The 24146-nt window shown below is 62.3% G+C and carries 21 protein-coding genes; 12 read left to right on the top strand and 9 right to left on the bottom strand.

Features of this window, described 5'->3' with window-relative positions:
• Positions 1 to 39 precede the first annotated feature (39 nt).
• From O0882_RS24620 to O0882_RS24610, 3 genes are read right to left on the bottom strand one after another with little or no spacing between them, the layout of a single operon-like run.
• Positions 40 to 891, bottom strand: a complete 852-nt coding sequence (locus O0882_RS24620) for a sulfurtransferase (protein ID WP_289952314.1) — start codon at positions 889 to 891, stop codon at positions 40 to 42.
• 13 nt (positions 892 to 904) lie between these two features.
• Positions 905 to 1828: a DMT family transporter gene (locus O0882_RS24615; protein WP_289952313.1), complete on the bottom strand. Its 924-nt coding sequence runs from the start codon at positions 1826 to 1828 to the stop codon at positions 905 to 907.
• 59 nt (positions 1829 to 1887) lie between these two features.
• Positions 1888 to 2988 carry an aromatic ring-hydroxylating dioxygenase subunit alpha gene (locus O0882_RS24610; protein WP_289952312.1) on the bottom strand — a complete coding sequence of 367 codons (1101 nt, stop codon included), beginning with the start codon at positions 2986 to 2988 and terminating at the stop codon, positions 1888 to 1890.
• A gap of 407 nt (positions 2989 to 3395) precedes the next feature.
• Between O0882_RS24610 and O0882_RS24605 the strand changes: the two genes are divergently transcribed.
• From O0882_RS24605 to dxs, 3 genes are read left to right on the top strand one after another with little or no spacing between them, the layout of a single operon-like run.
• The gene (locus tag O0882_RS24605) at positions 3396 to 3647 is read left to right on the top strand and encodes an exodeoxyribonuclease VII small subunit (RefSeq protein WP_046683420.1); all 252 of its coding nucleotides are present in this window, start codon (positions 3396 to 3398) and stop codon (positions 3645 to 3647) included.
• Entirely contained in the window at positions 3644 to 4555 is a 912-nt protein-coding gene (locus O0882_RS24600; RefSeq protein WP_289952311.1) for a polyprenyl synthetase family protein, read from the top strand. Before O0882_RS24605 ends, O0882_RS24600 begins: the two co-directional genes overlap by 4 nt.
• The gene (gene dxs / locus O0882_RS24595; protein WP_289952310.1) at positions 4556 to 6424 is read left to right on the top strand and encodes a 1-deoxy-D-xylulose-5-phosphate synthase; all 1869 of its coding nucleotides are present in this window, start codon (positions 4556 to 4558) and stop codon (positions 6422 to 6424) included.
• Between the two features lie 64 nt (positions 6425 to 6488).
• Here dxs and O0882_RS24590 read toward each other — a convergent pair whose 3' ends face one another.
• Positions 6489 to 6977 carry a hypothetical protein gene (locus O0882_RS24590; protein WP_289952309.1) on the bottom strand — a complete coding sequence of 163 codons (489 nt, stop codon included), beginning with the start codon at positions 6975 to 6977 and terminating at the stop codon, positions 6489 to 6491.
• 14 nt (positions 6978 to 6991) lie between these two features.
• Positions 6992 to 7936, bottom strand: coding sequence for a hypothetical protein (locus tag O0882_RS24585; RefSeq protein ID WP_289952308.1), 945 nt, complete (start codon positions 7934 to 7936; stop codon positions 6992 to 6994).
• Between the two features lie 142 nt (positions 7937 to 8078).
• Here O0882_RS24585 and O0882_RS24580 point away from each other — a divergent pair, with 142 nt between their 5' ends.
• From O0882_RS24580 to O0882_RS24565, 4 genes are all read left to right on the top strand, one after another.
• Positions 8079 to 9269, top strand: coding sequence for a hypothetical protein (locus O0882_RS24580; protein ID WP_289952307.1), 1191 nt, complete (start codon positions 8079 to 8081; stop codon positions 9267 to 9269).
• Between the two features lie 145 nt (positions 9270 to 9414).
• A complete protein-coding gene (locus O0882_RS24575) occupies positions 9415 to 11481 on the top strand; it encodes an FUSC family protein (protein ID WP_289952306.1) in 2067 nt (688 codons plus the stop codon).
• Positions 11482 to 11688: 207 nt separating this feature from the next.
• Positions 11689 to 14253, top strand: a complete 2565-nt coding sequence (locus tag O0882_RS24570; protein WP_289952305.1) for a TonB-dependent receptor plug domain-containing protein — start codon at positions 11689 to 11691, stop codon at positions 14251 to 14253.
• Positions 14254 to 14278: 25 nt separating this feature from the next.
• Positions 14279 to 15433, top strand: coding sequence for a cytochrome c peroxidase (locus tag O0882_RS24565; protein WP_289952304.1), 1155 nt, complete (start codon positions 14279 to 14281; stop codon positions 15431 to 15433).
• Between the two features lie 156 nt (positions 15434 to 15589).
• Here the strand turns inward: O0882_RS24565 and O0882_RS24560 are convergent, their stop codons facing one another.
• Positions 15590 to 16015, bottom strand: a complete 426-nt coding sequence (locus O0882_RS24560; RefSeq protein ID WP_289952303.1) for a hypothetical protein — start codon at positions 16013 to 16015, stop codon at positions 15590 to 15592.
• On the opposite strand from O0882_RS24560, the gene O0882_RS24555 reads away from it, so the two are divergent.
• Entirely contained in the window at positions 15984 to 16364 is a 381-nt protein-coding gene (locus tag O0882_RS24555; protein ID WP_289952302.1) for a glutaredoxin family protein, read from the top strand. The genes O0882_RS24560 and O0882_RS24555 overlap by 32 nt on opposite strands.
• Positions 16365 to 16436: 72 nt before the next feature.
• The gene (locus tag O0882_RS24550; RefSeq protein WP_289952301.1) at positions 16437 to 16628 is read left to right on the top strand and encodes a hypothetical protein; all 192 of its coding nucleotides are present in this window, start codon (positions 16437 to 16439) and stop codon (positions 16626 to 16628) included.
• A 216-nt stretch (positions 16629 to 16844) separates the two neighbouring features.
• On the opposite strand, the gene O0882_RS24545 is transcribed toward O0882_RS24550, so the two are convergent.
• Positions 16845 to 17399 (bottom strand): cob(I)yrinic acid a,c-diamide adenosyltransferase, encoded by a 555-nt coding sequence (locus O0882_RS24545; RefSeq protein WP_289952300.1) that lies wholly within the window; start codon positions 17397 to 17399, stop codon positions 16845 to 16847.
• A 150-nt stretch (positions 17400 to 17549) separates the two neighbouring features.
• Between O0882_RS24545 and O0882_RS24540 the strand changes: the two genes are divergently transcribed.
• The 3 genes from O0882_RS24540 to glcF are packed head-to-tail and all read left to right on the top strand — an operon-like array spanning position 17550 to position 21371.
• Positions 17550 to 19040 carry an FAD-linked oxidase C-terminal domain-containing protein gene (locus O0882_RS24540; protein ID WP_289952299.1) on the top strand — a complete coding sequence of 497 codons (1491 nt, stop codon included), beginning with the start codon at positions 17550 to 17552 and terminating at the stop codon, positions 19038 to 19040.
• A 15-nt stretch (positions 19041 to 19055) separates the two neighbouring features.
• Positions 19056 to 20126: a glycolate oxidase subunit GlcE gene (gene glcE, locus O0882_RS24535; RefSeq protein ID WP_289952298.1), complete on the top strand. Its 1071-nt coding sequence runs from the start codon at positions 19056 to 19058 to the stop codon at positions 20124 to 20126.
• Positions 20127 to 20132: 6 nt separating this feature from the next.
• Positions 20133 to 21371: a glycolate oxidase subunit GlcF gene (glcF, locus tag O0882_RS24530; RefSeq protein WP_289952297.1), complete on the top strand. Its 1239-nt coding sequence runs from the start codon at positions 20133 to 20135 to the stop codon at positions 21369 to 21371.
• Here the strand turns inward: glcF and O0882_RS24525 are convergent.
• On the bottom strand, positions 21364 to 23475 hold the full coding sequence (locus tag O0882_RS24525; RefSeq protein ID WP_289952296.1) for an EAL domain-containing protein: 2112 nt from the start codon (positions 23473 to 23475) through the stop codon (positions 21364 to 21366). The two genes, glcF and O0882_RS24525, sit on opposite strands and share 8 nt — an antisense overlap.
• A gap of 184 nt (positions 23476 to 23659) precedes the next feature.
• Entirely contained in the window at positions 23660 to 24145 is a 486-nt protein-coding gene (locus O0882_RS24520; protein WP_289952295.1) for a glutathione peroxidase, read from the bottom strand.
• Position 24146 lies beyond the last annotated feature (1 nt).

The raw sequence follows: 24146 nt of genomic DNA, 5'->3' as shown, positions 1-24146 counted from the left end.
CCCACAGGTGAGATGGCGGACCAGTTGGTCCGCCATTTTTTAACTCCCCGTCGCCACGGGCCGCGCCGGGTCGGCGCACCATTCGCTCCACGAGCCCGGATACAGGGCCGCGCCAGGCAAGCCGGCCACTTCCAGGGCCAGCAGGTTGTGGCACGCCGTCACGCCGGAGCCGCACTGCAGGATGGCTGCTTGCGGTGAGGTGATCAAGGCGCTGAAGTCGCGCTGCAGTTCCTCGGCGCTCTTGAAACGGCCATCCGCCTGCAAGTTATCCTTGAAGAAACGGTTTTTCGCGCCGGGGATATGGCCGCCCACGGGGTCGATGGTTTCGTTTTCACCGCGATACCGGTCGGGGGCGCGCGCGTCGATGACGGTCAGCGCCTGTGTTTCCAGGTTGGCGATGACGTCCTGCACGCTGACCGTGCGCGTCAGGCTGGCTTTTTCCGTGAGCTTGCCCATTGCGCGGGGCGCCACGGGCGTGACCAGCGGCAAACCTTGCGCCTGCCAGGCGGCCAGGCCGCCGTCGAGCACGGCGACGGCTGGATGGCCGAGCCAGCGCAGCAGCCACCACAAACGGGCGGCGAACATGCCGCCCTGGCCGTCATAGGCGACCACTTGCGTGTCGTCGTCGATGCCCCAGCCGCGCAGGGTGGCCAGCAGGGCGTTGCGGTCGGGCAAGGGATGCCGTCCGGTAAATTGGGGGCCGCGCGCCGTCTTGGGGCCGGACAGGGCCGTGTCGATGTCGGCGAACTGCGCATTCTGGATGTGGCCGGCGGCAAACGCGTCGCTGCCGGCCGTGGCGTTGAGCAAGTCGTGGCGGCAATCGAGGATGACCCAGTCGCTGTCATTCAGGTGGCTGGCCAGTTCGCTGGCCTGGATCAAGGTGGTGTACATCAGGAACGCTCCTTTACACTTCGCTGGCGATGGGATCCGTGCGCGCGATGGCGGCGCCACGGGTCGTGTTGCGGGTATTGTAATAGGTGGCCGCGATGCCGGAAGCGAGAATGATGCCGATGCCGGCCCAGCCGTGCCAGTCGAACAGGTCGCCAAAGATCACCACGCCCCAGAAGCTGGAAAAGATAATGCCCGTGTATTGCAAATTCGCTACAACGAGGGTCTTGCCCAGGCGATAGGCGCGCGTCATGGCCATCTGCGCCATGGTGGCGCACAGGCCGATGGCGGCCAGCAAGCCGATGCCATAGGCGCTCGTGTGCGCATGCCAGACGACGGGGCCGCCGCCGGCGCTGGCCACGTGGCCGATCACGCCGGCGAGGAAGTTGACGACCGAGAAATAAAACACGACCCGGTATTCGGGTTCGCCCAGCAAGCCCAGCTTGCGCACCTGCAGGTAGGCGAGGGCCGACAGCATGCCGGAAATCAATGCCGTGATGGCGCCGCCCAGCTGGTCCGTCTCGAACACGGGTTGCAGCAGCAGGGTCACGCCGACAAAGCTCATGGCAATGGCCGCCACCAGCGGCCACTCGACCTGTTGCATGCCTTTCCACCAGCCACCGGCCAGCAGGATGACGGCGATCCAGATGGGCGCCATGTAATTGAGCGTCATGGCCGTGGCCAGCGGCAGGATGGCGATGGCATAAAACCACAGCCACAGGGCGATCACGCCTACCACGCCGCGCCACAGATGCTGGCCCGGCATCGTCGTTTTAAAGCTGCCGCCCTGGTACAAAATCGTGCAGCTCATGACGGTCATGCCGATGATGCCGCGGTACATGACGATTTCGGACGTCGAATACATCTCCGACGCCAGTTTCACGCACACGCCCATGATGGCGAACATAAAGCTGGCAAACAGCATCCACAAAGATTGCATTTGATTCCTGAAAAACGCGGGGATAAAAAAAGGGCCGCGCAATGCGGCCCTTCTGCTAATTACAGTTCGATATTGTTGCGGTACCACTCGTGGAAGTGCTGCATGCCGTCTTCCATGGGTGACTGGTAAGGACCCACTTCGTTCTCGCCTCGCGCCATCAGGGCCTTGCGACCCGCATCCATGCGCAGGGCGATTTCATCGTCCTCGACGCAGGTTTCCATGTACGCAGCCCGTTCCGCTTCGACGAAGTCGCGCTCGAACAGCACGATTTCCTCTGGGTAATAGAACTCCACCACGTTGCGCGTCTTTTGCGGACCGTCGGGCCACAGGGTCGAGACGATCAGCACGTGCGGATACCATTCGACCATGATGTTCGGATACAAGGTCAGCCAGATGGCGCCATACGGCGGTGCTTCGCCGCCACGGAATTGCAGCACCTGCTCCTGCCATTTTTTGTAGGCGGGCGAACCGGCCTGCTGCAGGCCGCGGTGCACGCCCACCGTTTGCACGCTGTAATCCTTGCCGAATTCCCAGCGCAGGTCGTCGCAGCTGACAAAGCTGCCCAGGCCCGGGTGGAACGGTTCCACGTGATAATCCTCGAGGTAGACTTCGATGAAGGTCTTCCAGTTGTAGTCGCACTCGTGGATTTCCACGTGGTCGAACATATAGCCGGAAAAATCGAGGTCTTTCGAGACGGACAAATCTTTCAATTTTTCCATCACGTTGTAGCCATTTTGCTCGAACAGCAAGCCATTCCAGCTTTGCAGCGGCGTTTTCGACAGGTTCAGGCACGGCGTCTCGGGGAAATGCGGCGCGCCGATCAATTCACCTTTGAGGTCGTAGGTCCAGCGGTGCAGCGGGCAGACGATGTTATTGGCATTGCCGCGGCCATTGAACATCAGCGCCTGCCGGTGGCGGCACACGTTGGACAGCACTTCGATGCCATTGGCGTTGCGCACGAGCATACGCCCTTCGTTCTCAGACGCCAGGGTCGCAAAATCGCCGGTTTCCGGCACCATCAGCGCATGCCCGACATAACGTGGGCCGGCTTGGAACAATTGCTGCATTTCACGCTGCAACAGCGTTTCGTCAAAATAGACGTGGACCGGAAGTTGCGCGTTTGAACGCGCCAGCTTGGCGTGAGTAGCCAGATCGGACATCCCAACCCCCCATAAATGTACAACGGTCAGCAGTGCCCCAGGCCATTCCCTGGGCAACCGCTACAGAGAGAAAGAATCCGCAAAGACCTGAATTCAAATTTGTTGAAACGGTATTTCGGACAGAACCGGCGATTATAGCGCGTATCGGCCTCGGCATTGCCAAACCCCTTCGGCAAATAGGCTACTTTAATGATAAACATTGTCATTTACCGTGCAATTTCCGACCGATGGGGGCGATTGCGCTAGAATTCACTGTCAAGCTGGTAACGTCTTTCCCTTTGAGCACGCCGATTGCGCTTTAGTTTTCACTTAATAGTGTGGTTTGTTCTAAAATAACGCTTCTATGCTGGCCGGGAGTCCCCGGCGTCTCCCTACATACCCCTCGTGCCACGAAGAGATCTGAGTCTATGTCGAAGAAATTAACTGCCGCTGCCGCAGCGCCGGCCTCGTTTGAAGAGGCAATGGCGGAACTGGCGCAGCTGGTAACGCAAATGGAAGCGGGCCAGTTGCCGCTGGAAGCATCGGTCGCGGCGTATCAGCGCGGCTCGGAACTGGTCAAGTATTGCGCCACGCAGCTCGATAGCGTCGAGGCTCAGGTGAAAGTACTGGAAGGCGACATGTTGAAACCGTTCGTGGATGCCGGCGAGGCCGCTCAATGATGGCCAGCGTGCAACAAGACGGCGTCACCTTCGGCGACTGGATGCAAGCGACCCAGTCCGGCGTGGAAGGCCGGCTCGAGCAATTTCTGCCGGCGGCGGGCGCCGTACCGCACAAGTTGCACGCGGCCATGCGCTATGCGTTGCTGGGCGGCGGCAAGCGCGTGCGTCCGCTGCTGGTGATGGCGGCCGGTGAATTGTTTGATGCCGATCAAGATACCCTCGCGCGCGCCGCTTGCGCGCTGGAAATGATTCACGTGTATTCGCTGGTGCATGACGACATGCCGTGCATGGATGACGATGCCTTGCGCCGTGGCAAGCCCACCGTGCACATCGCCTACGATGAAGCGACGGCCCTGCTGGTCGGCGACGCGCTGCAATCGCAGGCGTTCATGCTGCTGGCCGACGGCGCGGCCATTCCGCCGGCGCGGCAAATGGCGATGATCAAGCTGCTGGCGCACGCTTCCGGGTCAAGCGGCATGTGCGGCGGCCAGGCGATCGATCTCGACAGCGTCGGCCTGGCCTTGACCTTGCCGCAGCTGGAACAGATGCATCAACTCAAAACGGGCGCCTTGCTGCGCGCGGCCGTGATCCTGGGAGCGCTGGCGGGCAAGGACTTGACGCCAGACGAGATGACGGCGCTGAACGCGTATGCGCGCGCCGTCGGCCTGGCGTTCCAGGTGGTTGACGACGTGCTCGACGCCACGGCCGATTCGGCCACCCTGGGCAAGACGGCGGGCAAGGATGCGGCCGCCAACAAGCCCACTTACGTATCGATACTGGGGCTGGAACCATCGAGAGCCCTGGCAGAACAATTGCGGTGCGACGCCCATGCGGCGCTGGCGCCATTCGGGGACAAGGCACGCCGTCTGCGCGAGCTGGCAGACCTGGTCGTGCAGCGGAAGGCATAAATGAAACTGTTAGAAACTATCAATGAACCAGCGCAAGTGCGCAAGCTGGCCCGCTCGCAACTGGTGCCGCTGGCGCAGGAATTGCGCAGCTTCCTGCTCGATTCCGTCTCCAAGACGGGCGGCCACCTGTCGTCCAACCTGGGCACGGTCGAGCTGACCGTCGCGCTGCACTACGTGTTCAACACGCCGCACGACCGCATCGTCTGGGACGTGGGCCACCAGACCTATTCGCACAAGATTTTGACGGGCCGGCGCGAGCGCATGCATACCCTGCGCCAGAAGGATGGCATTTCCGGCTTCCCGAAGCGCGACGAGAGCGAATACGACACCTTCGGCACGGCGCACTCGTCGACGTCCATTTCCGCAGCGCTGGGCATGGCGCAGGCCGCCAAGATCAAGGGCGACCCGCTGCATGCGATCGCCGTGATCGGCGACGGTTCAATGACGGCCGGCATGGCGTTCGAGGCGATGAACAATGCGGGCGTGCAAGAAGACATCAACCTGCTGGTGATTTTGAACGACAACGACATGTCGATCTCGCCGCCCGTGGGCGCGCTGAACCGCCACCTGGCGCGGCTGATGTCGGGTCAGTTCTATGCGGCGGCGAAAAATGTCGGCAAATCTGTCTTGCCCGGCCCCGTGCTGGAACTGGCGAAGCGCTTCGAAGAGCACGCCAAGGGCATGGTCGTGCCCGCCACCATGTTCGAGGAATTCGGTTTCAATTACATCGGCCCCATCGATGGCCACGACCTCGATTCGCTGATCCCGACCTTGCAAAATATCAAGCAATTGAAGGGTCCGCAATTCCTGCATGTGGTCACCAAGAAGGGGCAAGGCTACAAGCTGGCCGAGGCCGAACCGATCCTGTACCACGGCACGCCGAAGTTCAATCCACTCGAAGGCATCAAGCCGGCCACGGCGCCGGGCAAGATGACCTACACGGAAGTGTTTGGCAACTGGCTGTGCGACATGGCCGCGCACGACAAGCGCCTGGTGGGCATCACGCCCGCCATGCGCGAAGGCTCGGGCATGGTCAAGTTCGAACAGCAGTTCCCGAACCGTTACTTTGACGTGGGCATTGCCGAGCAGCATTCCGTGACCTTCGCCGCCGGCCTGGCTTGCGAGGGATTGAAACCCGTCGTGGCCATTTATTCCACCTTCCTGCAGCGCGCCTACGATCAGCTGATCCACGACGTGGCCCTGCAAAACCTGGACGTGACGTTCGCGCTGGACCGCGCCGGCCTGGTGGGCGCCGACGGCGCCACGCACGCGGGAAATTACGACATGGCGTTCCTGCGTTGCATCCCGAACATGGTCATCATGGCCGCGTCCGACGAAAACGAATGCCGTCAAATGTTGACGACGGGTTACCACTATCCGGGCCCGGCCGCCATTCGCTATCCGCGCGGCGCCGGCGCCGGCGTGGCCATCGTGCCGGAACTGACCAGCATCGAGATCGGCAAGGGCGAACTCAAGCGCCACGGCAAGCGCATCGCCATCCTGGCCTTTGGCTCCATGGTGGCACCGAGCGTGGCGGCGGGCGAGAAGCTCGACGCGACGGTCGCCAACATGCGCTTCGTCAAGCCGCTCGATGTGGCGCTGGTGAAACAACTGGCGTTTGACCACGATTATCTGGTGACGGTGGAAGAGGGCTGCATCATGGGCGGCGCCGGTTCGGCCGTGGCCGAGGCCCTGGCTGCCGAAGGTATCGTCAAGCCGATTTTGATGCTGGGCTTGCCGGACGTCTTCATCGACCATGGCGACCCCGTGCAACTGCTGAAAAGCGTGGGCCTCGACGCCACCGGCATCGCCGCCTCGATCGAGCAGCGTTTCCCGTCCGCCGGGCCACGCCTGGCCATGGTCAGTTGATCTTGATATTGCCCCAATGAAAAAGCGACGCCATGCGTCGCTTTTTCATTGGGCTGTTGGCCTGCTATTTGCGCATCGGCTTACACTTGAGTAAGAGGTAAATCGTGTAAATATGCGCTGCCAGCGTGATGAAGGGGCCAAGTATCATGCCCAGCACATAGCCAGCCAAAAAGACCAAGCCTATCTTCTTGAGATGCTGCCTGACGACAGGCCAGCGCTTGATGGCAATGGCGATCATGACGGGGACAGTGATCAGTCCCGACATGGCCAGACCGAGCAAGGCCATGACGCCATACTTGGAAAAATAGCCGACAGCCAGTATCAATCCCACAAACAGCACGGCGACGCCGAAAAACAGGGGCAGCACGGACGTGCCGTGGCCACCGTCTGTCATCGGCAGGGTAGGCGGCAGCCTGTATTGCGTGACCTTGTTGGCCGCATCGTAGGGAGTATCCATATAAGAAACGCCAGCGTCGATCTGTTCCTGGCGCGTGGCGCCCACCCCCAAATCGTTATTGGCAAAGATACCGCTCATTTCACGTTCGTTGTCCATTTTTTCTCCAGTGATTACATGAAACGTGCATGGGTCGTCTGGGGATATGGCGCACCGAGCAGTTCAGCGGTTTCCTTGTTCCGAATGGGGAAACTGCGGCCCAGATGCGTGGCATCGAGCGTAAACAACGGCGTGCGATCAGTGGGATCGAGGGCGACGACGGCATCGACGACAAAAACCACGCGGTACTCAAACTGGTGGACGTGGGCGGCGACCGTATGGCCCAGCAGGATGACCGGTAATGACAGCGCCTTGCCGTCAGGATTGCCGACCTTTGCCAGCCTGCTTTCAATGTGGCGCGCAGCGTCTTCACTGGGCGGCCGGAATATGGCTGACTGCGCCGCTTGCGAGGCAGGCACGCTACCGCCGAGCACCAACAATCGCCACCTGTCGCGCTGTATGCCCGGCGTGTTCGGTTTGGCGAAGTACAGCTCGCGGTCCTCGGACCAGTCCAGCTGAAACGAGAAGCCTTTTTCCTTGTCGTCATAGTGTTGCAGCTGCAAGGGCGCGGCCTTCCGATAGTAGATGGAAAAGTGCTTGTTGGCACGGGCGTCCGCAAAGGCCGAGTCGAGCAGGGCGCGATTCGAGCGGATCAAGTCCATGCGTTGAAAACTGTCTTGTACTTTCGGGAAACCTGCAATGAAATCGACGGCCAGCAAGGTGTCGTCGCGCTTGGCTGCTGACCAGTACATCTGGCGAAAATGCTCCGAAATCCGGGTTTCTCCTGCATTCGGCTCTTGCGGGGAAGCAGGATCGGCGATGTATGCCGCAAGCGGCAGCAAGGCCTCGCGCTGTAATTGGGGAATGCCGTCCTGCCCTACGCTCGCGCCAGATCCGGCGTCTGCGTTGCTACTGGTGCTGACGGGAGCCGGGGCGCTGGCGACGGCGGCAGTTTGCTGATCGCAGCCGCCGAGCAGCAAGGTGGCAAGCAATATATAAAGTGTCGGGTGCAAGGACATGGGCGGCTTTTCATGGGAAGACAGGGCATCGAGTGGATGAATATGTTTCCATTAACAATGGAAACATCGGTAAGCTTGCACATTGTCGATGCAATAGCATGGCAGCGGTTTCATTCAAACTGATGATATTGTGTTGGCGCCCATGCTGGCACAATGCGCCAGGCTGCCAAAACAAATCCATGATGTATTTCTTCTTTTAAAAGATCCGGGACGCCAAATGAAACTGGATATGGAGCAGTGGGATAAATCGTTGGGCGACTTATATCAGACGGTGCTGCAGCCTGCATTGCTGACGCCTGCGCTCACGGGGATCAACGCCATGATGGATTCCGATTTTTGCCACTTGTTCGGTATTACCTCGGCAGGCGAGGAATCATTCACCATCGTCACTAACAAGGATAGAGTAGCGGCGGTGGAACAGTATGCGCAGGAATATGGAAGAATTGATCCGCGTCGCCATTTTGTCGACAGCGTCCCGACGGGACAGACTTATCGCTGCAGTTCCATTTGCGGCCCGGCTTTCGTCGCGCGCAGCGAGTTTTATCAGGATTATCTGATTCCCCATGATTTGCGTTATCTCATCGGCGCGTGCTTATACCGTGGCGAGCAGCAGAGTATTTACGTGGGATTCAATCACGGCGCCGGACGCGCTGATTTTACGGATGAGGAACACCGGCATTTCAGCGCGCTCGGCACGCACCTGAAACGCACGGTGGAAGCGCTGATCCAGGCTGCACCGGTCGCCCAGGCATTTGCCGTCAGCGAATTTGCCTTGAATGCGCTGCATTATGGCGTGATTGGCATCAATGCCTTGCGCAATGTTACCTTTGCCAATCAGTTTGCGGAAAACTGCATACTCGGGCGGCCCCGTCCCGATGTGGTGCATGGCAAACTGGTCGATGGCAGCGAACTGGACATGCTGTTCCGGCAAGTGCGTGCGGATGGCCGCGTGCATAGCCTGCGCATACGCTCGACCACGCCGCTGTATGTGACGGCGCTGCCGTTTTCCTGCGATCCCGGCGAACACGGCTACAACGCCTTGCAAGGCACGGTGGGGACGGCGGTGGTGCTGATCTTTAGCTTGGGAAAGAGCAAGAAGATGGCGTCGCCCAGCCAGTTGATGCAGTGGTTTCCGCTGACGCCGGCGGAAGCGCGGCTGGCACATGAACTCGGTAGTGGAATGTCGATCGATGACTATGCGCATAAATATCACGTGGGGGTGCCGACGGCCCGTACCCAGTTGCGGGCATTGCTGAAAAAAACGGGTGAGGAGCGCCAGCAAGATTTGGTGCGGATGTTAATTTCATTGCCATCCCCTGCCATATTCTCCTAAGCAGCATCGCCACATTACGCTGCACTGCAACATTTTTGTGACTGGCGGTGATACGATGACGCTTTGATACCTTTCAAAGCTGATCTTGCATTTCAGGAAACTTCACCGCCGTTCGCGTGCACTGGTCGGCCGCTGGCTGACGGGCATGCACGCCTATACCGACACCCTGTCGCAGCGCCGCCCCCTGTGGATGGTCACCTTGGCCATCGATGAAACGAATCTGTCCGAGGGCTTGCGGGCCGCCTGCGCATCGAGCGCCATGCTGCTGCTGGGCCTGCTGTTCGATCAGCCCGATTTTTCCTGGGCCGCCATCGGCGCCTTCTGGACTTGCCTGGCGGACGCGGCCGGCACGCGGCGCATGCGTTTTGTGTCGATGCTGGGCTTCGGCCTGCTGTCGACCGTGGCCGGCGGCCTGACGGCGCTGGCGGCCGGGCATGGCGTGGCGACGGCCGCCATCGCCGTGCTGCTGTTTTCCTGGGCCGGCGCGCTGGCGCGCATCTGGGGCGCGGCCACGGCGCAAGTGGCCATCCTGGCGGCCACGGCCTGCGTGGTGATGGTCACGCACCCATTGGAATCGATGACGCAGACGGCGCCCTTCCTGGGCCTGTACATGTTCGGCTGCCTGTTTGCCACGGTGCTCAGTTTTACCGTCTGGCGCATCCACCCATTCAGCCCTGCCAGGCGCGCCATCCGCGCCGCGTATTCGCGCCTGGCCGGTATCGCGCGCGACAATGCGCGCTTCCTCGAACATGACGCCGCGCAGGCGGGTGTTGCCGCGCATGGCGCCAGCTACCGTTCGCAGGCGCGCGCCGCGCTGGAAGCGGCGCGCGTGGCGCTGGCCGCCGTGCCGCCCGCGCGCGCTGGCCGCAGCGCCCTGTACGACAACCTGCTGCTGGCGCTCAGCGACGCCGAGCGCATTTTCGCCTATCTGATCGCCGTCACGCATACCTGCGAGCGCGAGCAGCAGCGCCTGCGCCGGGACCCGCGCGCGCGGCGCAGCCTGGAAGTGATGGCCGTGCTGCTGCGCCGCCTGGGGCAAGCCGTGCAGCGCCAGCCGGAAACGCCGCCCCTGGAATCGCAGCGCCGCCTGGCGGGCTGCGGACGGCGCCTGGAAGCGGCGCTGGGCGCCTTGCTGCCGCTGCGCCTGAACGTGGACTTCATGGAACTGGGCTTGCCGCGCGCGGCGCAGCTGCCATGGCGCGAGGCGGCCTTCCTGGCGCTGGGGCAGGCGTGGCAGATGGCGAAAGTCAACGCCACGCCGCAGTCGCTGAGCTGGCGCCATGCGGCGCGCGTGTCGCTGGCGACGACGGCCGGCTTCCTGCTGGTCGAGGCGCTGCACATTCCCTTCGGCTACTGGGCCACCATGGCGACCTTATTGATACTGCAGCCGTCCGTGTCGACCACCTGGCCGCGCGGCATCGAGCGGGTCGCTGGCAGCGTGCTGGGCGCCGTGCTGGCCGTGCTGATCGGCCTGGCCGTGCATACCCCGCTGGCGATCTCGCTGGTGGTGTTTCCCCTGATCGTCGCCACCATGGCTTTGCGCAGGGTCAGCTACAGCCTGCACGTGCTGTTCATGACGCCCGCCTTCGTGCTGGTGGCCGACTATGCGGCGCCCGCCAGCGAGATGGTGTATGCGGCTAGCCGTCTGGGCAACAATGTGCTCGGTTGCGTGCTGGCTCTGCTGGCCACGTTTTTCCTGTGGCCCGACCGCGAAGCGGACGACCTGGACCAGCGCCTGGCGAAAGCCGTGTCGGCCAACCTGAAATACCTGCTGGCCGTGCTGGCGGCCGGCGGTAAATGGGATAGCGCCATCGCGCACCTGCGTCGCGAGGCGGGGCTGGCCAGCAATAACGCGGAACAAGTGCTGCAGCGTTTGCGCATCGAGCGCCGCCTCGACCGCAGCGCCGGCGTGGGCCTGGCGGCACTGCGCACCTTGCCGCTGCTACGCCGCGTGGCGGGCAGCACGGCGCGCATCAGTCTGAGTCCCCAGGCCGAGCCGGCGCCGCCCGAGCTGCAGCAGTGGATTGCCGAGGTCAGTGCCGAAATGGATGCATTGCTGCACGGTGTCCCTCCTGCATCCGCGCCGGGGCCCTGTGCGGCCGAGGGTTTGACTGCCTTGCAGGCCGACGCCGTGACGCAGGTGCAGTTGTTGCGCGGCTTGCTGCGCGAACATGTGCATGCGCAGCCGCCCAGGGTGGCGGCTCCCGCATAAGCGAGCGGCGTGGCGCAGATGCCACAGGCTGCCCGAAATTTTTACGCATGTCAAAAAAACAGCCAAGTTTTGATTTTTCTGTCTTGTAAATGCGAATAGTAATAGTTATCATTTGCAACTGGCAGCATGAGAAGACGACACTGAAGGATCAAGTGAAGGGCGGCATCATGAGACTGCCCCTTTCCCATCCGCAGTTGAAGGTTCTTCATGTCTTCCATTTTTACCCTGCGCCAGTCCGTGCTGGCCATCGGCCTGGCCTTTGGCGCCAGCGCCGCCTCTCCCCTTGTTCTTGCCGCCGAAGCGGACGCCGATGAACCGGCACCGCAGGTGCTGCCCGAAGTGCGCTTGCAAGCCGAACGTGTCTCCGTGGGCGAACAGCGCCTGGACAGGCGCCAGATCGAAGCGATGAAGGGCATCGACGGCAATGTCACGAGCTTGTTGCGCATCAACCCCAGCGTGCAATTCGATAACAAGCAGCAAGCCTCCGCCACCCAGGGTGAGCTGGCGCCGGCCGACATCAGCATCAATGGCGCCAAGTTCTACGATAATCTGTACCAGATGGACGGCATGTCGCTCAACAACGATATCGGCCCCACCAACCATCCCGGCAAAGGCGTCGGCAACACCAACAACAATACCACGCCACCGTCGGCCAGCCAGGGCTTTGCCGTCGATACCACCCTGCTGTGCGACGTGACGGTGCTCGACTCGAACATCGGCGCCGAATATGGCCGTTTCAAGGGCGGCGTGGTGAAGGCCAATACCTGCGCGCCCACGCGCAAGCTGTCCGGCCAGGTTTCCGTGGAAAGCACGCGCTCGTCGTGGATGCAATACAAGCTCAACGACAGCCAGAAGGAAAGCGCCGCCACCTCGACGACGGCGGCCTTGCAGCCCGAATTCGAGAAATGGACGTACCGCGCCGCGCTGCAGGGCAAGGTGACGGAGAATTTCAGCCTGATCGGCAGCTTGGTCCGCAAGACCTCGGAAATCCCCCTGAACGCCTATGTCAACGGCTTGCAAAGCGCCGGCGACGCCAATCGCAAGGTACAAAAGCGCGGCAGCGACAATGCCTTCGTGCGCGGTTTCTGGACCATCCGCCCCGGCGTGCTGGCCGATTTCTCGCTCATGCATGCGCCGGCCAGCGGCGATTATTTTATTGCTAACTCGAAAAACAGCGACTTCCACCTGCAGAGCGGCGGCAATGGCGTCAACCTGGGCTTGACGCACCCGCTGGCGCTGCTGGGCAACGCCACCGCAGAACACCGTTTGAGCTGGAGCAGGATGGACAGTTCGCGCCGTGCCGATGAAAGCATCTGGAAATTATGGCGCTACTCGAATGACAAGAACTGGGGCGTGAAGACGACCGGCTCGGCGTGGAATGGCGGCGAGGGCGGCTATGGCGATGTGGATCAGGAGCAGGAAAACGCCCAGTATCAGGGCAAGCTGAAGTGGGAACCCGTCGACTGGCTGGGCATGTCGCACAGCTTCCAGGCGGGCCTGGAATTGGGTACGCAGCGTTCGAGCTACCGCCGCAACACCCAGTATGAACAATACACGGGGTCGTTCGATATCAATTCCTGCAATATGGCGGGCGGCGGGGTGGATACGCAATTTTGCTCCCTGGCCACGCCCTGGAACGCGGCGCCGAACGTGCGCGGCCAGTACCTGAGGCAGCGCATCATTTTCTACGCGGGCGCCTATGAGCTGGGCAACAAGATGCGCGGCGCCTTCCTGCAGGACGACGTTAGGCTGGGCGACGTGCGCCTGCGCCTGGGTGCGCGCTACGACAGTGACGAGCTGTCGCCGAAGTCCAGTATCGCGCCCCGCCTGTCGGCTTTCTGGGATGTGGCCGGCAAGGGCACGACGCAGATCGAGGTGGGCGCCAACCGCTACTATGGCCGCAATTTCTTCGATTTCTATGCGCTCTCGAAACGCCTGGCACTGCAGACCGCTCCGCAAAATCGTACCTTGACGGGTGGCTTGCTGAAGGATTGGGCGGCGCCCGAGATGGCCACCAACTGGGCCTGGTACAAGACGGGCGAGATGAAGGTGCCGTACACGGATGAAAAAATGCTGGGCATCAGCCAGCAATGGGGGGGCGTGAAGTGGAGCGCCAAGCGCGTGCTGCGCGAAGGCCGCGACGAGATGGTGCAGCACCTGGAATCGGCCGCGAATTACCGCTGGGACAACATCGGCCGCACCGACAGCAAAGTGTGGACCCTGGCCGCCGAAACGGCGCGCCCGCTGCGCTGGGGCGGCAGCGCCACGCAGCTGCACTTCGGCTATGACCACACGCGTACCAGCAGCTCGCATGCCGATTACGACAACACCCTGAACGAACTGTCGGACGACCTGGGTAAATACATTTATTACCAGGGCAAGTTCATGCGCTGGGTGGATCGCCCGGCGAACAATTACAACCGGCCCTGGACGGCGCGCCTGCTGCTGTCGACCGATGTGCCCGCGTACCGCCTGAAAGTGGATAACTTCTTGCGCGTACGGGGGCCGGAAACGGGCATGGCGGCGACGGGCGAGGCCAAGCTGTTTGACGGCGAGGTGGCGAAAGTCTACCGGGACGTTACGGTAGGCAAGTCCATCACCTGGGACCTGCGCGTGCAGTACGCGCTGCCGAAGACCGGGCCGGGCGAGGGCTTTGTGAACCTGGGGATCGAGAACGTCAGCAACCGCAGCAATCCCCTGCTCCAGTTGACGACCGAAGTCGTGTATGAAAAAGGCCGCCAGTTTACGCTGGAACTCGGCTACCGCTTCTAATGACAATAACCATGACGGCAGGCGCATGAGCATCGCATCCCACCTGAAAAAAACCACTGTCGCCCTGGCCGCCTTGCTGGCGGGCGGCGCCCTGTTACTCAGCCTCGATGGCCAGGCGCGCGAGGGCGCTGCCGCAGCCGTTGAACCTTGCGCTGGCGCCAGCGGCTGGGATCTGGCCTGTCTGCGCCAGACGTATGCGCGGCCGATCGCCAGCTGGCCCCGGCCGCAGGTGGCCGATGGCGTCACGCCGCTGGAAATGGCCCCGGTCTCGGCCATGCCCGTGCCGGTGCCGTCCTTGGCGCCGGCCGTCGTGGCGCTGGGGCAGCGTCTGTTCAACGACCCCCGATTGTCGCGTTCGAATGCGGTGGCTTGCCTCAGCTGCCACAGTCCCGCGCACAGCTTTGCCGACAGCAAGCGCGTTTCCGTCGGACACGAAGGGCGGCTGGGCCAGCGCAATACGCCTGGCTTGTTGGGCGTGGCGCAGATCAAGCCGCTGTTCTGGGATGGCCGTGCCAGCTCTCTCGAAGAGCAGGCGCTGGGGCCCTTGCAGCATCCGGACGAGATGGCCATGGACGTGCCGGCCCTGGCGGCCAAGCTGGCCGCGCTCGATGATTACCCGGCGCAGTTCGATGCGGCTTTCGGCCAGGGCGCCGGCGTGACCCTGCCGCGCATCCTGACGGCGCTGGCCGATTACCAGCGCACCCTGCTGCCGCCCGTCACGCGTTTCGATACTTTCCTGGAAGGCGAACGCACGGCCCTGAACGACCGCGAGCTGCTGGGCCTGCATCTGTTCCGCACCAAGGCGCGCTGCATGACGTGCCACAGCGGTGCCTTGCTGACGGATCAGCAATTCCATAACCTGGGGCTGACGTATTACGGACGCAAGAAATATGAAGACCTGGGGCGCTATCTGGTGACGGGCAAGGATGGGGACGTGGGCAAGTTCCGCACGCCGGGCTTGCGCGGCGTGGCGCAATCGGGGCCGTGGATGCACAACGGCCTGTTTCCGCAGATGGTGGGCTTGCTGAACATGTATAACGCGGGCATGTCGCGCCCCGTGCCGCAAAACGCGCAGCAAGCGGCCGATCCGAAGTTCCCCGTCACGTCGCCCCTGCTGCAGCCATTGCAGCTGACGTCCGGGGAAATCATCGCGCTGAAGAGTTTTCTCGAAGCGTTGTAGCCGCTCGGCCGGTTGCGCCCGCAACCGGCCTTTCCTGCTTGCGGCGCCGATATTGTATAGACGTTTGACGCCCCGCAATCTCTCCAAATGCCACATTTCACGGGCCTTGCCGATATATTTTCCAAAGTGGAAATTTATTGAAAGGAAACATTGACTCTAAAATAAGTGCGGTCTATATTCGTTTTTGTAGCAAGCAAAGACGAAATCTGTATGGATTTTTACGACTGATCTGACGCGATTGCCGGCTTTGCCTGATGCAATCGCTAACATGGAGAGTAGTAAATGAAAAAGATTGCCGCGTTTATTTTTACCCTGGGTTTGAGCGCTTCCTATGCCATCGCTTCCGATATCGACTGCTCTAGCTGCGAGGAGGAATTGCGGGAATGCACGATGATGAATGGCGACAGGTCCCCCTTTTGCATCGGCAGTTACAAAGCCTGCCTGAGAGTCTGCCAAGCCGGCACCTGATATCTTTTTTTGCATTGCGAGGCGGCCGGCAAGCGCATGCTGCACCGGCCGCCTTCGATCATTGACGCCTCTGACAATACTTATGATGCAGAAAAAAATTAAAACCATCGCCATGTATGGCTTGATCCTGGCCGCCGGCCTGGGCAGCGGTTATGGCTTGTCCCTGTTGCCCGGCTTGCTCAAGTCAAATTACACCGAGGGCAATTACGCCGCGTATTTCCCGAATGCCCAGGCGAAGGTGGTGTTGTACGGCACGGACTGGTGCGGCTATTGCGCCAAGACGCGTGCGTATTTCAAGGAAAACAAGATCGAATTCGTCGATCTCGATATCGAGAAGTCCCCGGCAGCAAAAAAAGCGCATGAGGAACTCGGCGGCGGCGGCGTGCCCGTGGTGTTGATCGGCAACCGCAAAATCCAGGGTTTCAATACGGGCGCGCTGGAAGCGGCGCTGAAGAGAATCTGATTGCCGGATGGCGCGTAAGAGACGGCGCGCCATGGATGTCAGTGATCGTCTGTCAATTCAACAGGAGTGCTTATGTTCAAAAAACTGGGTTTCTTTTTGTTTGCCATGGGCGTCAGCGCCTCGTATGCGATCGCCGGCGGCGAGCCGGAATGCTATGCGCAGTGTGATGACGCTCTGGATCAGTGCGTGATCGCCCGTCCAGGGTCGGCAGGCGCCTGCACCAAGGTTCATCAGCTGTGCTATAACCGCTGCGCTCAAGACTAAGTAACCCCCAATAAATTATTGTGATTTCTGACTTCCATAACCGGCGCTCTGCAAGGTGGCCGACGAGGCTTGCCCGCTGCTACAGTGCTCGCACTGCGTCGCAGCGGGCGCCTTGCATAGCATCCGGTTCTGTTCGTCATAATTTCACAATAATTTCCTGAGGATTACTTAGCATTCAATAAAGTTTGCCGGCTGGCCAGGCCGGCGTTGGTGACGTTAGCCCCGCGTGCGGTCGTGCCGCCACAGCACGTCGCTACCGCCGGCAAAGCGGTTCAGCACGCGCGACAGCACGAACAGCAGGTCCGACAGGCGGTTCACGTACTGGCGCGGATGCTCGTGGATGGTTTCCGCATTCGCCAGCGCGACGATGCTGCGCTCGGCGCGGCGGCACACGGTGCGGCAGACATGCGCCAGCGAGGCGGCGCGCGAACCGGCGGGCAGGATGAATTCACTCAAGGCGGGCAAGTCCGCATTGTATTTCGCCAGTAAATCATCGAGGCGCAGCACATGCTCTTCCTTGATCAGCTGGTAGCCGGGGATGCAGATTTCCCCGCCCAGGTCGAACAGATCGTGCTGGATGGCCACCAGCTCTTCGCGCAAGGCGTCGGGCATGGCTTCGCACAGCAGCAAGCCGATATGGGAATTGAGTTCGTCCACGTCGCCCATGGCGTGGATGCGGGCGCTGTCCTTGCTGGTGCGGCTGCCGTCGCCCAGGCCGGTGCTGCCATTGTCGCCCGTGCGCGTGGCGATTTTCGAGAGTCGGTTGCCCATGATGCTGATCCTGTCAATGAAGAATGGGGGCAGCATACGACACTGCGTGCCGCCTGGCCGCGGATTTGGCTTCGAAATGGACAAAAAAAGCGCTGCGTGCCACTTTTGTGCTTACAATCGTTGCACGCCCATGCCCATTCCCCCCTTCTTATGCTCAATGCCGCCCCTGAACCTGGATTGACCGCCGCGCGCCAGCAAGCCGTCGTCGCGGCCCTGCTGGCCGTGCTGCCGGCCCGCTGCGTGCTGTCCGACGCCGAAGATACGCGCCCGTATGAATGCGACGGCCTGGCCGCCTACCGCCAGCTGCCGATGGTGGTCACCCTGCCGGATACGGAGGAACAGGTCATCGCCATCCTCGGCGTCTGCCGGGAACTGAAGGTGCCGATCGTGCCGCGCGGCGCCGGCACCGGCTTGTCGGGTGGCGCCTTGCCGATTGCCGACGGCGTGGTGCTGTCGACGGCGCGCCTGAACCGCATCGTGCGTCTGGATGCCTATGCGCGCACGGCCGTGGTGCAGCCGGGCGTGCGCAACCTGGCCATTTCCGAAGCGGCGGCACCCCACGCGCTGTACTACGCACCCGATCCCTCCTCGCAGATCGCCTGCAGCATCGGCGGCAACGTGGCGGAAAACTCGGGCGGCGTGCATTGCCTGAAATACGGCTTGACCGTGCACAATGTGCTGCGCGTGCGCATCGTCACCATCGATGGCGACGTGCTGGAACTGGGCGGCGAATGCCTCGACTCCCCGGGTCTCGACCTGCTGGCCGTCTTCATCGGCTCCGAAGGCATGCTGGGCATCGTCACGGAAGTGACCGTGAAACTGATCCCGAAACCGGCCACGGCCAGAGTCATCATGGCGTCCTTTGACGACGTCGTCACGGGCGGCAACGCCGTGGCCAACGTGATTGCCGCCGGCATCATCCCGGCCGGGCTGGAAATGATGGACCAGACGTCTTCGCGCATGGTTGAACCGTTCGTCAAGGCGGGCTATGACATCGACGCGGCCGCCATTTTGCTGTGCGAAGCGGACGGCACGCACGAGGAAGTGGAAGAGGAAATCGCCCGCATGACGGCCGTGCTGGAAGGGGCGGGTGCCAGCGCCATCGCCGTCTCGCAGTCGGAAGCGGAGCGCATGAAGTTCTGGTCCGGCCGCAAGAACGCGTTTCCCGCCGCCGGGCGCATCTCACCCGATTACTACTGCATGGACGGCACCATCCCGCGAAAAAAACTGGCGGAAGTCCTGACGGGCATCGCCGGCATGGAAACGACGCATGGCTTGCGCTGCGCGAATGTGTTCCACGCGGGCGACGGCAATCTGCACCCGCTGATCCTGTTCGATGCCAACAAGCCCGGTGAATTCGAGCGCGCCGAGGCGTTTGGCGCGGACATATTAGCCCTGTGCGTGGCCGTCGGCGGCACCATCACGGGCGAGCATGGCGTGGGCATGGAAAAGATCAATTCCATGTGCGTGCAGTTTACGCGCGCCGAGCTCGATGCCTTCTTTGCCGTCAAGCGCGCCTTCGACCCGCATACCCTGCTGAACCCGGACAAGGCGATCCCCACCTTGAACCGCTGCGCCGAATTCGGCAAGATGCATGTGACGGCAGGGCGCCTGCCATTCGCCAACCTGCCCCGTTTTTAACCACCGGAGACTCCTTTGCAAGCGATAGTGGAACAATTCAGGCAGGCCATCCTGGCGGCCAGCGCGGCGGGCAAGCCCTTGCGCCTGCGCGGCGGCGGCACGAAAGACTGGTATGGCCAGCAATTCGACGGCGAAGTGCTCGACACGCGCGCGTATGCCGGCATCATCGACTATGAACCGACGGAACTGGTGATCACGGCCCGCTGCGGCACGCCGCTGGCCGAGATCGAGGCGGCGCTGGCCGCGCGCAAGCAGATGCTGGCGTTCGAACCGCCGCATTTCGGCGCTGGCGCCACGCTGGGCGGCGTCGTCGCCAGTGCGCTGTCCGGCCCGCGCCGCGCCAGCGCGGGCGCGCTGCGTGATTTCGTGCTGGGCGCCGTGCTGATGGACGGCCATGGCGAACGCCTGGCTTTCGGCGGGCAAGTCATGAAAAACGTGGCCGGCTACGATGTCTCGCGCCTGCTGGCGGGGTCCATGGGCACGCTGGGCCTGATCCTGGAAGTGTCGCTGAAGGTGCTGCCCTTGCCGCTGCGCGAAGCGACGTTGCGCGTGGCGTGCGCGGAAATCGCCGCCTTGCGCATGCTCAATGAATGGGCGGGCAAGCCACTGCCGATCTCCGCCAGCTGCTGGCATGACGGCGTGCTGACGGTGCGCCTGTCCGGCGCTGAAGCTGCCGTGTCGGCGGCGCTGCGCACGCTGGGTGGCGAGCTGCTGGCAGCCGATGAGGCGACCGCCTTCTGGCTGGCCGTGCGCGAGCAGACGCATGCTTTCTTTGCGGGCGCGGGCAGCTTGTGGCGCTTGTCGCTGCCGCCGCACGCCAGCGCCGTGATTTTAAAAGGGCGCCAGCTGATCGAGTGGGGCGGCGCGCAGCGCTGGCTGAAGCTCGACGGCGATGCCGACGCCGATAGCGCCCGGCACATCCGCCAGGCCGTGGCCGCTCTTGGCGGCCACGCCACCCTGTTCCGCGGCGGCGACAAGGCGGTGGGCGTGTTCCACCCGCTGGCGCCCGCCATCGCCACCATCCACCAGCGCCTGCGGCAGGCTTTCGACCCTGCCGGCATCTTCAACCCGCACAGAATGTATTGAGCGCGCATGCAAACCAATCTCGCCGATTTCATCAAGAATACGCCGGCAGGCGACGAAGCCGAAGCCATCCTGCGCGCCTGCGTGCATTGCGGCTTTTGCACGGCCACCTGTCCCACCTACCAGCTGCTGGGCGACGAGCTCGATGGCCCGCGCGGACGCATCTACCTGATCAAGCAAGTGCTCGAAGGCGCGCCCGTCACGGCCAAGACGCAGACGCACCTGGACCGCTGTCTGACCTGCCGCAACTGCGAGTCGACCTGTCCCTCGGGGGTGCAGTACGGGCGCCTGGTCGACATCGGCCGCAACGTCGTCGAGCAGCGCGTGCAGCGCCCCTTGCGCGAACGCGCCTTGCGCTTCGCCCTGAAGGAAGCCTTGCCGCGCCGCTGGCTGTTTACGCCCGTGTACAAGGCGGGGCAGGCGCTGCGGCCCTTGCTGTCAAAAGGCTTGCAGGATAAATTGCGCCCGGGCGCCGCCGCCGGCACATGGCCCGCGCGCCAGCACGCGCGCAGTATGCTGCTGCTCGATGGCTGCGTGCAGCCGGCCATGTCGCCGAACATCAACGCGGCCACGGCGCGCGTGCTCGATGCGCTGGGCGTGCAATTGATCGTCGCGCCGAAGGCCGGTTGCTGCGGCGCGCTGCGCCATCACCTGAACGACCAGGAAGCGGCGCTGGACGACATGCGCCGCAATATCGACGCCTGGTGGCCCTACGTAGACGGCGTGGACAGCGCCGAAGCCATCGTCATGACGGCGTCCGGCTGCGGCGCCACGGTGAAGGAATACGGCCATTTGCTGGCGCACGACGCCCAGTATGCGGAGAAGGCGCGGCGCATCGCCGCGCTGACGCGCGATCTGTCCGAGATCATGCCGGCGTTTGAAAACGAGCTGGTGGCGCAGCTGAAAGGGCGCATCGGCAAAAAGGTCGCGTATCACCCGCCATGCACCCTGCAGCACGGCCAGCAAATCCGCGGCAAGGTGGAGCAGGTGCTGCGCGCCGTCGGCGTCGACGTGCGCCTGTGCGCCGACAGCCATTTGTGCTGCGGTTCGGCGGGCACGTATTCGATCTTGCAGCCGGCCCTGTCGCAGCAGCTGCGCGACAACAAGGTGGCAAACCTGGAAGCGTGCGAGCCCGATGAAATTGTGTCGGCCAATATCGGCTGCCTGAGCCACCTGCAGTCGGGCACGCAGACGCCCGTGCGGCACTGGATCGAGCTGATCGACTCCGCTTTGTCCCAGGTCAAATAGACACTTCGCTATATTGCGCAGTTTTCCATTGCGGCGCCGGGATGAAATTGTTCGCCCACTCCAGCACGGCGTCGGCCGGCATGGGGCGGGCAATGCCGTAGCCTTGCGCCAGGTCGCAGCCCAGCTGGATCAGGCGCGCGCCATGTTCGACGCTTTCCACGCCTTCGGCGATCACCGTCAAGCTGAATGAACGGGCCAGGCCGATGACGGCGCGCACCAGGTGCAGGTCGTCGCGGTCGTTGAGCATGTTGCGCACGAAGCTTTGGTCGATCTTGACGATGTTCGCCGGCAGGCGCTTCAAATACGACATCGACGAGTAGCCGGTGCCGAAATCGTCGAGCGCGAACGTGATGCCCAGCGCCTGGCAGGCGCGGATGATGCGGCGTACGTCCTCGATGTCGTGCAGGGCTGACGATTCGAGGATTTCCAGTTCCAGCATGCTGGCGCACACGCCGGGAAATTCGCCGAGGATGGTTTCCAGGCGCGAGACGAAGTCGGGTCGCTGGAAGTGGCGCGCCGCGATATTCACACTGACCACCCAGTGCTTGCCGCAAGCCACCCAGCGCTGCATCTGCCACAGGGCCTGGCGCAGCACCCATTCGCCGATGTCGATGATCAGGTCCGTCTGCTCCACCAGCGGCAGGAATTGCGCCGGTGCCAGCACGCCGCGGCGCGCATGCTGCCAGCGCAGCAGCGCTTCCATGCCCACCACCGTGCCGGCGCGCATGTTCACCTTGGGTTGGTAGTACAGCCGCAGTTCGCCGTTGATCAGGGCCTGGCGCACTTCCGTGCGCTGGTTGTGGTGCGTGCGTACTTCTTCATCGAGGTTGGTGTCGAAGAAGTGATACTGGTTGCGCCCCGTCAATTTCGCCTGGTAGACGGCGTGGTCGGCGTGGCGCAGCAGGCTTTCCGTATTCAAGTCCTTGCCCGCATAGACGGCGATGCCGACGCTGGCCGTCATGTGCAGCGCCTGCTGGTCGCACTGGTAGGGGCGGCTCAGTTCCTGCATCAATTGCGTGACGTTCTGTTCGATGCTGGCGATATTGGCCTGGCCGCACAGCAGCATGACGAATTCATCGCCGCCCAGGCGCGCCGCGTAGTGGACCTGGCCCGTAAAACCGTGCAGGCGGCCGGCCACCTGCTTGAGGATTTCATCGCCCGCTTCGGCGCCGTAGCGGTCGTTGATGACCTGGAAGTGGTCGAGGTCGAACAGACAGACGGCCAGCAGGCGCTGGCGTTCGCGCGCCAGGAACAGTTCTTGTTCGAAGCGGGCGGCCAGCGCGGCACGGTTGGGCAAACCCGTCAGCACATCATTGTAGTTTTGCCATGATAGTTTTTGCAGCGCCTGCTGCATGTGCACGGTTTCGTTCAGCTGCTCGCCCAGCTGGCGCTGGCTGGTCTTCAGCGAGGAAAACAGTTCTTCGACATCGCCGGCCATGCTGTTGAACGAGTGCGATACGGCTTGCGCTTCGGGCGTGGCGCCAGCCGCCAGGCGCACGGCGAAGTTGCCTTCGCGGAAGCGGTCGGTCGCTTGCACCAGCCGCGCCAGCAAGCGGCGGTGCGTGGCGAGGATCAAGCCCAGCAGCAGGAAGACCAGCGCGATATTGATGGTGCTGAGGACGGCCTGCTCGCGCACCCGCTGCCATACCTGCGCCAGGGGCAGGCCTGGCGTGTAGTGCAGGTCGAGGATGCCGTCGCCGCCGTCCGGCAGCGCCACCGTCAGGCGGCTGCGGATGGCCGTGATGCCGGCCAGGCGCGCGAACCACGCCGGCACCGTGGCCTCCACGCTGTCAGCCAGCGGTTTGTCGGCCAGCACTTCGACATGCGCGTCAGCCGTATCCCAGTGCACGGAGGCGAGGCTGCGGTTCAGCGGCAGGGCGCCGCGCAGCACCTGGCGCACGCTGTCGTGCATCGTGTGACTGTCCGTACGCACGGCCAGCGGCAGCACGCTATTGGCCAGGAACAGGTCGAGTTGCCGGGCATCGCTCTGGTAGCGCGCCTTGGCCAGCGCTGTTTCCGTACCGAGCAGGGCGTGATAACGGATAGCGGAAACGGAGAATATCAGGAAGAAAATAGGAATGCATAGGCGGGAATAAATGCCCATCCGCATCCATGAAGATATGAATTTCCCAAAGACTGGCATCGTTTTTTTGATCGATATCTGCGAATAATTATGTCAACATTATCACCGAAATTTGCTATTGGAAACACAATATTGATATCAAGCTTGAAATAAATACGGATAGCTTGATTTCATCGTTTGTTGTTTTAAATCAAAGCGTCGCGTGCTATTCCTGTAGTAATTGCCGAATGTCGGCCGCCAGGCTGGCTGGTTTGCTGGCCGTCGCGTAGCGGCGAAATACGCTGCCATCCTTGCGCACCAAAAACTTGGTGAAATTCCATTTGATCGACTGCGTGCCGAATATGCCGGGCGCCGCCTGTTTTAATTGCGCAAACAGGGGATGGGTATGCGGGCCATTCACGTCGATCTTGGCAAACAGGGGAAAGGTGACGCCGAAGTTTTTCTCGCAAAAAGCGCCGATGTCCGCATTCGAGCCCGCTTCCTGCTGGCGGAATTGATTACAGGGAAAGCCCAGCACGACCAGGCCCTGGTCCTGGAATTCGCGGTACAGCGCTTCGAGCCCCTGGTATTGCGGCGTGAAACCGCAGGCGCTGGCCGTATTGACGATCAGCAGCACCTTGCCCTTGTAGCGCGCCAGGTCGACCGGCGTGCCGTCCAGCGCCTCGGCCTGGAAATCGTGGATGCTGCGCATG

It is taken from the genome of Janthinobacterium sp. SUN073, assembly GCF_030397665.1.
GTDB lineage: Bacteria > Pseudomonadota > Gammaproteobacteria > Burkholderiales > Burkholderiaceae_D > Janthinobacterium.
Note: the sequence above shows the minus strand (reverse complement) of the source record. Positions and strands in the feature narration are given on the sequence as shown.